The sequence below is a fragment of the Acidovorax sp. Root219 genome, from assembly GCF_001428665.1.
Classification (GTDB): Bacteria; Pseudomonadota; Gammaproteobacteria; order Burkholderiales; family Burkholderiaceae_C; genus Acidovorax.
Map to the genome: position 1 here is coordinate 38238 of NZ_LMIJ01000013.1, position 11852 is coordinate 50089.

General features: G+C 66.4%; 10 protein-coding genes. 9 read left to right on the top strand and 1 reads right to left on the bottom strand.

What is annotated here, in order from left to right; all coding sequences use genetic code 11:
- Positions 1–143 precede the first annotated feature (143 nt).
- From ASE28_RS15375 to ASE28_RS15385, 3 genes are all read left to right on the top strand, one after another.
- Entirely contained in the window at positions 144–1208 is a 1065-nt protein-coding gene (locus ASE28_RS15375; protein ID WP_057204433.1) for a GTP pyrophosphokinase family protein, read from the top strand.
- 221 nt (positions 1209–1429) lie between these two features.
- Complete coding sequence (locus tag ASE28_RS15380) at positions 1430–3034, top strand: polyhydroxyalkanoate depolymerase (RefSeq protein ID WP_057267377.1); 1605 nt, start codon at positions 1430–1432, stop codon at positions 3032–3034.
- Complete coding sequence (locus tag ASE28_RS15385) at positions 3031–3732, top strand: RnfABCDGE type electron transport complex subunit B (protein WP_082604335.1); 702 nt, start codon at positions 3031–3033, stop codon at positions 3730–3732. The genes ASE28_RS15380 and ASE28_RS15385 overlap by 4 nt, the downstream gene beginning before the upstream one ends.
- A gap of 21 nt (positions 3733–3753) precedes the next feature.
- Here the strand turns inward: ASE28_RS15385 and ASE28_RS15390 are convergent, their stop codons facing one another.
- The gene (locus ASE28_RS15390) at positions 3754–5241 is read right to left on the bottom strand and encodes a methyl-accepting chemotaxis protein (RefSeq protein ID WP_057267378.1); all 1488 of its coding nucleotides are present in this window, start codon (positions 5239–5241) and stop codon (positions 3754–3756) included.
- A 150-nt stretch (positions 5242–5391) separates the two neighbouring features.
- On the opposite strand from ASE28_RS15390, the gene dapC reads away from it, so the two are divergent.
- From dapC to ASE28_RS15420, 6 genes are all read left to right on the top strand, one after another.
- Positions 5392–6597, top strand: a complete 1206-nt coding sequence (gene dapC, locus ASE28_RS15395) for a succinyldiaminopimelate transaminase (RefSeq protein ID WP_057267379.1) — start codon at positions 5392–5394, stop codon at positions 6595–6597.
- 4 nt (positions 6598–6601) lie between these two features.
- Complete coding sequence (dapD, locus tag ASE28_RS15400) at positions 6602–7435, top strand: 2,3,4,5-tetrahydropyridine-2,6-dicarboxylate N-succinyltransferase (protein ID WP_057267380.1); 834 nt, start codon at positions 6602–6604, stop codon at positions 7433–7435.
- Between the two features lie 74 nt (positions 7436–7509).
- Positions 7510–8673 carry a PilT/PilU family type 4a pilus ATPase gene (locus ASE28_RS15405; RefSeq protein WP_057267381.1) on the top strand — a complete coding sequence of 388 codons (1164 nt, stop codon included), beginning with the start codon at positions 7510–7512 and terminating at the stop codon, positions 8671–8673.
- Positions 8674–8730: 57 nt separating this feature from the next.
- On the top strand, positions 8731–9912 hold the full coding sequence (dapE, locus tag ASE28_RS15410; RefSeq protein ID WP_057204342.1) for a succinyl-diaminopimelate desuccinylase: 1182 nt from the start codon (positions 8731–8733) through the stop codon (positions 9910–9912).
- Positions 9909–10811 carry a 50S ribosomal protein L3 N(5)-glutamine methyltransferase gene (gene prmB / locus ASE28_RS15415; RefSeq protein WP_057204341.1) on the top strand — a complete coding sequence of 301 codons (903 nt, stop codon included), beginning with the start codon at positions 9909–9911 and terminating at the stop codon, positions 10809–10811. Before dapE ends, prmB begins: the two co-directional genes overlap by 4 nt.
- Positions 10808–11851, top strand: a complete 1044-nt coding sequence (locus ASE28_RS15420) for a glycosyltransferase family 2 protein (protein ID WP_057267382.1) — start codon at positions 10808–10810, stop codon at positions 11849–11851. Before prmB ends, ASE28_RS15420 begins: the two co-directional genes overlap by 4 nt.
- The last annotated feature ends 1 nt before the right edge of the window (position 11852 follow it).

The window sequence follows — 11852 nt, forward strand, 5'->3', positions numbered from 1 at the left end:
GATGCGCGGCGCAGACGGCATGCGTGTGAACTTGTACCGGGAGCGCGGCATCGGCTGACATCCCGGCTGCCAGAATGCAGGTATCGTTCGCGTGGCATTTCTTTCGCATTCCCGGCACCACCCGCCTCTTTGCAGACCCCACCATGGCATCGCTTGATTTTGAACGGGAAGAGTCCCGATTCCGTGCGTTCTACGCAGCCCAGAAACCCGTGCTGGAGGAGGCGTGCGCGGCCTTCACCGCCGCCATCGCCGGGGTGGTGGGCGATGCCCGCAGCGTGGATGTGTCCAAGGTAGAGGGGCGCGTGAAGGACGTGGACGAATGCATCCGCAAGTTTGCGCGCAAGTACCGGCCCGGCCTGGAAGAGAGCAACACCCCCTACGAGATCCAGCACTGGATCACCGATCTGGTCGGCGTACGCGTGGTCTGCCTGTACGAGGACGAGTTGGAAAAGGTGGCGCAGATCGTGCGCAGCCACTTTGCGGTGATCGACGTGACCGACAAGGCCTCCGCCGTGGAAAGCACCGAGGCCTCCTTTGGCTACAAGGGCCTGCACCTGGACCTGCGCCCCGGCCAGCGCGATCTGCCGGCGCTGGCGGTGCATGCCGACCAGCCTTTCGAGCTGCAGGTGCGCACCATCATCCAGGACTCCTGGAGCGTGCTGGACCACAAGATCAAGTACAAGAAGTCCATCCCCGGGCAGCTCAAGCGGCGCATCAACGTGCTCTCGGCCCTGTTCGAACTGGCCGACCGCGAGTTCCGCCAGATCCGCGACGAGACGGCCGCCGAACTGCTGCAGGCGCCCGATGAGACGGAGGAAGTGGGCGCGGAGATGGACGGCGATGCCGCCACGGCACCCAAGTACTCCTCCCTGGGCAGCGAGCTCAATGCCTTCACCTTCCTCAAGATCGCCACGCATTTCTTCAAGGACTTCGAGTTCGATCCTTCCAAGGTGGACAGCTTCGTGGACGATATCCAGGCCTGGTCACCCGGCATCACCCGCGCACGCTTCAACACCCTGATGCGGGAGACGGTGGGCACGGTCAAGCGCTACAAGCAGCACTTCGAGGAGCAGAACCCCCAGGGCAGCTTCAACCCCTACACGGTGATACGGCACTGCCTGTACCTGGCCAACCGCACGCAGTTCCGCCCCGCGCTGCGCAACGTGGCGCGCGAGGCCTTCGAATCCTGGCTGGCGGACAACGGTTGAGCAGGCACCACGCGTGGCGCGGACAGGGGGGCCTGGTTGCGGGCAGGGTTTTTCTGAACAAAATCATAGCAGCGAAGCTTTTCACAGCTGCACTGCCCCGGCCCATGTCCGGTTGTTGGACAGCGCTGTCACCAACGCGACTGGGCCTAGGTGGTTATCCCGCATGCAGAGGTAACCAAGTGCTGCTATATTGCACTGCAACATAACGGAGTTTCGACCCCATGCTCTACCAGATCTACGAAACCCAGCGCTCCCTGATGGAGCCGCTCACCGACTTTGCGCAAGCGGCGTCCAAGCTCTTCAGCAACTCCATGTCGCCCCTGAGCCAGACGACGTTCGCGCAGCGCATGTCTGCGGGCTACGATCTGCTGTACCGCCTGGGCAAGGACTACGAAAAGCCGGTCTTCGGCATCCATACGGTGGACGTGGACGGCGTGGGCGTGGCCGTGCACGAAAACATCGAGCTGGATAAGCCGTTCTGCGAACTGCGCCGTTTCAAGCGCTTTTCGGACGACACCGATACCCTGGTCAAGATCAAGGCACAGCCCGTGGTGCTGATCGTGGCGCCGCTGTCGGGCCACTATGCCACGCTGCTGCGCGACACCGTGCGCACCATGCTCAAGGACCACAAGGTCTACATCACCGACTGGAAGAACGCCCGCCTAGTGCCGCTGTCCGAAGGCGAGTTCCACCTGGACGACTACGTGAACTACGTGCAGGAGTTCATCCGCCACCTGCAGGCCACCTATGGCAACTGCCACGTCATCAGTGTCTGCCAGCCCACGGTGCCGGTGCTTGCGGCCGTGTCGCTGATGGCCAGCCGCGGCGAGAAGACCCCGCTGACCATGACCATGATGGGCGGCCCCATCGATGCGCGCAAGTCGCCCACGGCGGTGAACAACCTGGCCATGAACCGCAGCTACGAGTGGTTCGAGAACAACGTGATCTACCGCGTGCCCGACAACTTCCCCGGTGCCGGGCGCCGCGTGTACCCAGGCTTCCTGCAGTACACGGGTTTCGTGGCCATGAACCCGGACCGCCACGCCACGAGCCACTACGACTACTTCAAGGACCTGATCAAGGGCGACGATGCCAGCGTCGAGGCCCACCGCAAGTTCTACGACGAATACAACGCCGTGCTGGACATGGACGCGGACTACTACCTGGAAACCATCAAGACCGTGTTCCAGGACTACAACCTGGTGCATGGCACCTGGGACGTGCGCTCGCCTGAAGGCAAGGTCGAGCGCGTGCGCCCGCAGGACATCACCACCACCGCCCTGTTCACGGTGGAAGGCGAGCTGGACGACATCTCCGGCTCGGGCCAGACCGAAGCCGCGCACGACCTGTGCACCGGCATCGTGCGCAAGGAGCAGCGCCACCTGGAAGCCAAGGGCGCCGGGCACTACGGCATCTTCAGCGGCCGGCGCTGGCGCGACATCGTGTACCCCGAGGTGCGCAAATTCATCCTCGCGCACGAGGTGCCCCAGAAAAAGGCGCCCCGCCCTGTCGCCGTGACCGAACTGCCGGACGACAGCCCGCCCGTGCCTCCCCGCAAGGCGGTAGTCGCCAGCAAACCGGCAGTGAAGAAGGCGGCGCCCGCCAAAGCGGCCGTGAAGCCGGCGGCCAAGGCCGCTGCCCCCAAGAAACCGGCGGTGGTGGCCGTGAAGGCCGTGCCTGCGCCGGCCAAGGCAGCAGTGCAAGCCGCACCCGCCACCGGGGCCGCCGCCGCGCCCGAGCCGGACGCCGTGCCCACCGCCAAGGCCGCCGTCACCGCAGCGCCGGCACCACGCACCCGCCGCACCACGGCGGCCCGCAAGGCTTGAATCCGCAGCCGGACGCTCGCACACCCCTCCCTTCACCGCCTGCAGGGCCGGCTGCGCATGCGCTGGCGTCGCGCATCGACGCCGCTCTGCCGCAGACGCAGTGCACCCGCTGCGGCTACCCGGATTGCGCGGCCTATGCGCAGGCCATCGCCTTCGAGGCGGTGCCCATCAACCAGTGCCCCCCCGGCGGGGCCGAAGGGGTCGCCCGGCTGGCGGCCCTCACCGGCCAGCCGGTGCTGCCGCTGAGTGCCGACCATGGCCTGGAGGCGCCGCGCACCCTGGCCGTGATCGACGAGAACTGGTGCATCGGCTGCACGCTGTGCATCAAGGCCTGCCCGACGGATGCCATCGTCGGCGCCAACAAGCGCATGCATACCGTGATCGAGCCGCATTGCACCGGGTGCGAGCTGTGCCTCCCCGTGTGCCCGGTGGACTGCATCAGCCTGGAAACCGTGACCGGCCGGGCCACGGGTTGGGCCGCGTGGAGCCCGCAGCTGGCGGACCAGGCGCGCGGGCGCTATGCGGTGCACAAGGCACGGGTGGCCGCAGGCACGCCTGAGCTGGACGACGAAGAGGCTGCCGCGCCAGCCGATGCTGCAGCCATTACGGCCAGCGCGGCGGATGCCGCAGCCCAGGCGCGCAAGGCGGCCATTGCCGCCGCCATGGCCCGCGCCCGGGAGCAACGCGCACAGCGCTAGGCGGTTCGGGCCCGGAAGGCGTCAGCGTGCGGCCAGTGCCTTGTACACGCCGCAGCCCAGGTACAGGTCTCCCACACGTTCCACGAACGACATCTTGGTCTGCACCGCGCCGCTGGCCGGGTTGGTGATGTCGTACTCCACCCAGCCTGGTCCGATGTCTGCCTGGGCCGCAATTTCTGCCATCAACCGGTCACCGTCAATACCGGGAATGTCCTGCACCCGGGTGCCCACCTTGGCCGGGTTGCCGCCAAAGGCGCGGTAGGTGCCGCCGGCATCGAGCACGAAGACATACATGTCCCGGTCGTTGAAGGGCTGGCTCTTGTCGGTGATGCGCGCCAGGAACTGGTCCCGCGAGCTGCCCTTGTGCAGGGCTGCGGCGCGCTTGACCAGGGCCACCGCCTCTTCGGCCGTGCCCTGCTGCAGGCGAAACGCCGACACCGCGCGCGACAGCGTGGAGGCGCGGCTTTCCAGCGCCTCGGCCTGCCCCACCGCCTGGCTCACCATCTGCGCATTGCGCTGGGTGATCTGGTCGAGTTGCTGCACGGCGCTGCTGATCTCGCGCAGGCCCGTGCTCTGCTCGGCACTGGAGCTGGATATCTCGGACATGCTGGCCGCCACGCTGCGCATGCCGCCGGCCATGTCGGTGATGCCCTCGCCTGCGGTGCGGATCAGGCCTGCACTGGCCTCCACCTGCGTGACCGAGGCATTGATCAGGTCGCGGATCTCGCGCGCGGCATCGGCCGAGCGCTTGGCCAGCATGCGCACTTCGGAGGCCACTACGGCAAAACCGCGGCCCTGCTCCCCCGCCCGGGCTGCCTCCACCGCCGCGTTGAGCGCCAGGATGTTGGTCTGGAAGGCGATCGCGTCGATGGTGCCGATGATTTCCGTCATGCGGCGCGCGCCCTGCTGAATGGCCTGCACCGACTGCACGGCGCGGCCCATGGCCTCGGCGCCGGTGTCGGCTGCCTGGCGCATCTGGCCGGCGCGCTGGTCGGCGCCCTGGGCCGTCTGGGCGTTGTTCTGCACGGTGGACGACAGCTGCTCCACGCTGGCGGCGGTTTCTTCGAGGTTGGCGGCCTGCTGCTCGGTGCGGTCGGCCAGCTCGCGGTTGCCATGCGCCAGGCTCTGGCCGGCATGGGCCACCAGCGCGGCGTTGCTGCGGATGTCGGCCACCATGGACGAGAGCCGCAGCACCATGGCATCGAGCGCCTGGGCCATCTGCGCCATCTCGTCGGTACCGCCCGTGCCGGCGTGCACGCACAGGTCGCCATCGGTGATGCGCGCCATGGCGCCGGAGAGGGCCGCCATGTCATCCACCAGGCTCAGGTACAGCGCCAGCAGCGCATACAGCACCACCCCGGCGCCCGCCAGGTCCACCCACATGGGGGCCCCCAGCAACGCTGCCGCCAGCGTGCAGGCGATGAGCACGGCCAGCGTGGCCAGCTTGCCGGGAAGGCGCAGCCGGCGCATCCACCACAGCCCAGGCCGCAAGGGAAGGAATCCTGCCATGTTGTCTCCAATATCGTTATAGGCCGCAGCGGGCTTTGCCGCGATACTAGATACGCGCTCTTACGCCGGATTGACAAGGTGGCCCGACAAGGCGGCCTTGTGACGGCGCGCACCGGCTTGCGTGCACGGCATCACCCATAATGGTGCCCCATGAACCCCCTGCTTTCCCACCTGCAGCCCTACCCGTTCGAGAGGCTGCGCAAGCTTTTTGCCGGAGTGACGCCACCGGCCCAGTATTCCCCCATCAGCCTGGGCATGGGGGAGCCGCGCCATCCTACACCGCAGTTCATCAAGGACGCACTCAGTAACAACCTCAATGGCCTGGCGAGCTACCCGGCAACGGCCGGCGAGCCGCGCCTGCGCGAGGCCTTCACCGCCTGGCTGCACAAGCGCTATGCCCTGAAGCTCGATGCGGCCAGCCAGGTGCTGCCCATCAACGGCTCGCGCGAGGCGCTGTTCGCCTTTGCCCAGACCATCGTCGACCCGACCAAGCCCGACCCGGTCGTGGTCTGCCCCAATCCGTTCTACCAGATCTACGAAGGTGCAGCCCTGCTGTCCGGCGCCACGCCCTACTACGCCCCGAGCGATCCCGCGCGCAACTTCGCGGTGGACTGGGACAGCGTGCCTGCCGAGGTCTGGAAGCGCACGCAACTGCTCTTCGTGTGCTCGCCCGGCAACCCCACGGGCGCAGTGATGCCGCTCAACGAGTGGCAGAAGCTCTTTGCGCTGAGCGACCGGCATGGCTTCGTCATTGCCTCGGACGAGTGCTACAGCGAGATCTACTTCCGTGACGAGCCGCCGCTCAGCGGCCTGCAGGCCGCCATCCAGGCGGGCCGCAAGGACTTCGAGAACCTGATTTCCTTCACCAGCCTGTCCAAGCGCAGCAACGTGCCCGGGCTGCGCAGCGGCTTCGTGGCCGGCAACGCCGAGCTGATCAAGGCCTTCCTGCTGTACCGCACCTACCACGGCAGCGCCATGAGTCCCATCGTGCAGGCCGCCAGCATCGCGGCCTGGGGCGATGAGCAGCATGTGACCGAGAACCGCGCGCTGTACCGCAAGAAGTTTGCCCAGGTCACGCCGCTGCTGGCCGGCGTGATGGACGTGGCCCTGCCCGATGCGGGCTTTTACCTGTGGGCCAAGGTGCCCGACGCCCTGCAAATGACCGACGCCGAGTTCGCCCGCGAGCTTCTGGCTCAATACAATGTCACCGTGCTGCCGGGCAGCTACCTGGCCCGCGAGTCCGGTGGTGCCAACCCCGGCGCCCAGCGCGTGCGCATGGCCCTGGTGGCCGAAGCCGAAGAATGCGCGGAGGCCGCAATGCGCATCGTCCAATTCATCCAATCTCGTACTGTCTGACACCATGACCCAACAACTCCAGAACATCATCGACGCCGCGTGGGAGAACCGCGCCACCATCTCGCCTGCCGCAGCCCCCAAGGAAATAGCCGATGCCGTCGAGCACGTCATTGCCGAACTCAACAACGGCACCCTGCGCGTGGCCACCCGCGAGGCCGTGGGGCAGTGGACAGTGCACCAGTGGATCAAGAAGGCCGTGCTGCTGTCCTTCCGCCTCAAGGACAACGAAGTCGTCAAGGCCGGCGACCTGGGTTTCTATGACAAGGTGCAGACCAAGTTCGCCCACCTGAACGAAGCAGAGATGAAGGCCACCGGCGTGCGCGTGGTGCCGCCAGCCGTGGCCCGCCGCGGCAGCTTCATCGCCAAGGGCGCGATCCTGATGCCCTCGTACGTGAACATCGGAGCCTACGTGGGCGAAGGCACCATGGTCGACACCTGGGCCACCGTGGGTTCGTGCGCGCAGATCGGCGCCAACGTGCACCTCTCGGGTGGCGTGGGCATCGGCGGCGTGCTGGAACCCCTGCAGGCCGGCCCGACCATCATCGAGGACAACTGCTTCATCGGCGCGCGCTCCGAAGTGGTCGAAGGCGTGGTCGTCGAAGAGCACTCGGTGCTGGGCATGGGTGTGTACCTGGGCCAGAGCACCCCGATCTTCAACCGTGCCACCGGCGAGATCAGCTATGGCCGCGTGTCCACGGGCTCGGTGGTGGTCAGCGGCAACCTGCCCAAAACGGCGGCCAATGGCGCGCCCTACAGCATGTATGCTGCCATCATCGTCAAGCAGGTGGACGCGCAGACCCGCTCCAAGACCAGCATCAACGACCTGCTGCGCGACTGATTCCAGTCCCGCAGCGCCTACCAGCACGCACGGCCAGCGCCGGCAGACAGACCGACAATGAGAGGGGAAACACCATGAGTACGATGGAGCGGATTCTTCGCCTGATGAGCGAAAAGAAGGCGTCGGACGTCTACCTGTCGGCCAATGCTCCGGCGCTGATCAAGATCAACGGCGAGTGCGTGCCGATCAACAACCAGATCCTGCCGCCGGATGCGCCGCGCAACCTGCTGTCCGAGATCATCACGCCCGACCGCATCGAAGAGCTCGAAGAGACCGGCGAGCTCAACATGGGCGTGCCGCTCTCGGGCGTGGGGCGTTTTCGTATCAGCGCCATGCGCCAGCGCGGCAGCTATGCGGTGGTGATCCGCTTCATCTCGCAGCAGATTCCCGAAATCAGCACACTGGGACTGCCCCCGGTGCTGACCGAGCTGATCATGGAAAAGCGCGGCCTGATCCTCATGGTCGGCGCCACGGGCTCGGGCAAGAGCACCTCGCTCGCCTCCATGATCGACAGCCGCAACGAGGTGCTCACCGGCCACATCCTCACCATCGAGGACCCGGTGGAATACCAGTTCCGCAACAAGAAATCCATCGTCAACCAGCGCGAGATCGGCAGCGACACCCAGTCGCTGCAGACTGCCCTGAAGAACGCGCTGCGCCAGGCACCCGACGTGATCCTGATCGGCGAAATCCGCGACCGCGAAACCATGTCTGCAGCCATCGCCTACGCCCAGTCGGGCCATTTGTGCCTGGCCACGCTGCACGGCAACAACAGCTACCACGCGCTCAACCGTATCTTGTCCTTCTACCCTGTGGAAGTGCGCCCGACCATGCTCGGCGACCTGGCCTCGGCCCTCAAGGCCGTGATTTCGCAGCGCCTGGTGCGCACCCTGGATGGGGGCCGCCTGCCGGCCGTGGAGGTCATGCTCAACACCAAGCTGGTGTCCGACCTGATCGAAAAGGGCGATTTCGGCGGCGTCAAGGAAGCCATGGAAAAGTCCATGGCCGAAGGCTCGCAGACCTTCGAGGAAGACCTGGCGCGCATGATCATGGACAAGCGCATCGACAAGAAGGAAGGCATGGCCTTCGCCGATTCGCCCACCAACCTGATGTGGCGACTGCAGAACGACTTCTCGCTGGCGGCCAATGCCGCCAAGGCGCAGAAGGAGTCGCGCGACACGCCCGATGACATGCCCTCGTTCACCGAGATCGTGCTGGACGTGAAGCCAGCCGCCTGAGGCGGAGGCGCGCAGCGCCCCCATGTTCTTTTTGTCTTTGTCCTTTATTTGCCTGCGATGTCCCGTACCCTGCACCTGGCCGAACAGCTGATCTCCCTGCCCTCCATCACCCCCGACGACGCGGGTTGCCTGGAGGTGCTGGCAGCACGGCTCGCCCCCCTGGGCTTCGTGTGCGAGCGCATCGACAGCGGCCCTGACAACTTTCGCGTAAGCAACCTCTGGGCCCGCCGGGCGGGTGCCAATGGGGCTGCCGCCAAGACCCTGGTGTTTGCCGGCCACACCGACGTGGTGCCCACCGGCCCGCTCAGCCAATGGACCAGCGACCCTTTCGTGCCCACGCACCGTGACGGCAAGCTGTTTGGCCGCGGTGCGAGCGACATGAAGACCTCCATCGCCGCCTTCGTGGTGGCCGTGGAAGACTTCCTGGCCGCAACGCCCGAACCGCATGTCACCCTGGCCCTGCTGCTCACCAGCGATGAGGAAGGCCCTTCGGTGGATGGCACCAAGGTCGTGGTCGAGCAGCTCAGCGCACGCGGCGAGCGCCTGGACTACTGCATCGTGGGCGAGCCGACCTCGGTGGAGCGCACCGGCGACATGATCAAGAACGGCCGGCGCGGCACGCTGTCGGGCAAGCTCGCGGTGCGCGGCATCCAGGGCCACATTGCCTACCCGCAACTGGCACGCAACCCGATCCACCAGGCCCTGCCAGCGCTGGCCGAACTGGCCGCGACCGAATGGGACCAGGGCAACGCCTTCTTCCCGCCCACCAGCTGGCAGGTCAGCAACGTGCATGGCGGCACCGGTGCCACCAACATCATCCCGGGCGAGGTGGTGTGGGATTTCAACTTCCGCTTTTCGACCGAGTCCACGGCCGAGGGCCTGAAGCAGCGCGTGCACGCCGTGCTCGACGCGCACGGCCTCGACTACGAGCTGCGCTGGACCCTGGGCGGCCAGCCGTTCCTGACGACACCGGGCGAACTGGTCACGGCGGTGCAGCAGGCCATCCTGGCCGAGACGGGCATCACCACCGAACTGTCCACCACGGGCGGCACCAGCGACGGGCGCTTCATCGCCCAGGTCTGCCCCCAGGTGATCGAGATGGGCCCGCCCAACGCCACCATCCACAAGATCGACGAGCACATCGTGGTGGCCGACATCGAGCCGCTCACCAACATCTACCGCCGCACCCTGGACAACCTGCATGCCCAGGCCCTCGCGGCTGCGGCGGTGCCGGCATGAGCGCGGTGCTGAACGGGGGCACCGTGGGTGCCGTGGTGCAGTCCGCCGCCGCCCTGCTGGCATCGGCCGGCCTCGCGTTCGGCCATGGCACCGCCAACGCACACGACGAGGCCGCCTGGCTGGTGCTGTGGCGCCTGGGCCTGCCCCTGGACAGCGATCTGTCGGACGAGCCCGGCTCCATCAGCAGCCAAGATGTCTCGCCGGACCAACTGCGCGAGGTGCAGGCCTTGCTGGACGAGCGCATCAGCACCCGCAAGCCCGCCGCCTACCTCACGCGCGAAGCCTGGCTGCAAGGCGTGTCCTTCTACGTGGACGAGCGCGCCATTGTGCCGCGCAGCTTCATTGCCGAGTTGCTGGCCGACGGCAGCGTGGACGAATTCCTGGGCGAGCACACGCACCGGGTGCTGGACCTGTGCACCGGCAACGGCAGCCTGGCGGTACTGGCCGCCATGGCCTGGCCCGAGATTGCCGTGACGGGCGCCGACATTTCGCCCGATGCCCTGGACGTGGCCCGCATCAACGTGGAACGCCACGGTTTGCAGGATCGCATCACGCTGCAGCTGTCGGACGGTCTCGCCGCCCTGCCCGGCCCCTGGGACCTGATCCTGTGCAACCCGCCGTACGTCAACACCACCAGCATGGCCCAGTTGCCGGCCGAGTACCGGGCCGAGCCCGAGCTGGCCCTGGCTGGGGGCGCGGACGGCATGGATTTCATCCGCCAGTTGCTCAAGGATGCGCCTTCGCGCATGGCCGAAAACGCCGTGCTGCTGCTGGAGATCGGCAACGAGCGCGAGCATTTCGAAGCTGCCTTCCCACGCCTGCCGGTCTACTGGATCGACACCAGCGCCGGCGAAGACCAGGTGCTGCTGATCACCCGGGAGGCGCTGGTCCAGGCATGAACGGCATTTCCACCCCTCTGACCATCACTGCCCCCCTTTCCCTCTCGGTTTCCCCGGCGCCCGTGCGTGTCGCGGTGGTCATTCCCTGCTACAAGGTCACGGCCCACGTGCTGGGCGTCATCGAGCGCATCGGCCCCGAGGTGCAGGGCATCTTTGCGGTGGACGACAAATGCCCGGTCAATTCCGGCGCCTTTATCCAGCAGCACTGCACCGATCCGCGCGTGCAGGTGGTCTTCAACCCCGAGAACCTGGGTGTGGGCGGCGCCGTGATGCATGGCTACCGCTGCGCCATCGAGGCGGGGTACGACATCATCGTCAAGGTCGATGGCGACGGCCAGATGGACCCGCGCCTGTTGCCCGGCTTCATCGCCCCCATCTTGAACGGCGAGGCCGATTACACCAAGGGCAACCGCTTCTTCGACCTCGAAGAGATCCACCAGATGCCGCGCATGCGCATCTTCGGCAATGCGGCCTTGTCGTTTTTGACCAAGATCTCGTCGGGCTACTGGCAGGTGTTCGACCCCACCAACGGCTACACGGCCATCCACGCGCGCGTGGCCAGCCACCTGCCGTTCGACAAGATCAGCCGCAGGTACTTCTTCGAGACGGACATGCTGTTCAGGTTGAACACCCTGCGCGCCGTGGTGGTGGACGTGCCCATGAACGCGCACTACGCCGACGAGGAAAGCAACCTCAAGATCAGCAAGATCCTGCCCGAGTTCACTGTCAAGCACCTGCGCAACTTCAGCAAGCGGATCTTCTACAACTACTACCTGCGCGACATGTCGCTGGCCTCCATCGAGCTGCCGCTGGGCCTGCTGCTGCTGTGCTTTGGCACCTGTTTCGGCCTGCTGCACTGGATCAGCTCCAGCGCCCACCAGTCCTACTCGTCGGCCGGCACCGTGATGCTGGCGGCCCTGCCCGTCATTGCCGGCCTGCAGTTGCTGCTGGCCTTCATCGGGCACGACATCGCCTCGGTGCCCCAGAAGCCGCTGCACAAGGTGCTGCACAGGAAGATCGATCTCGCCAAGAATGGCTGAA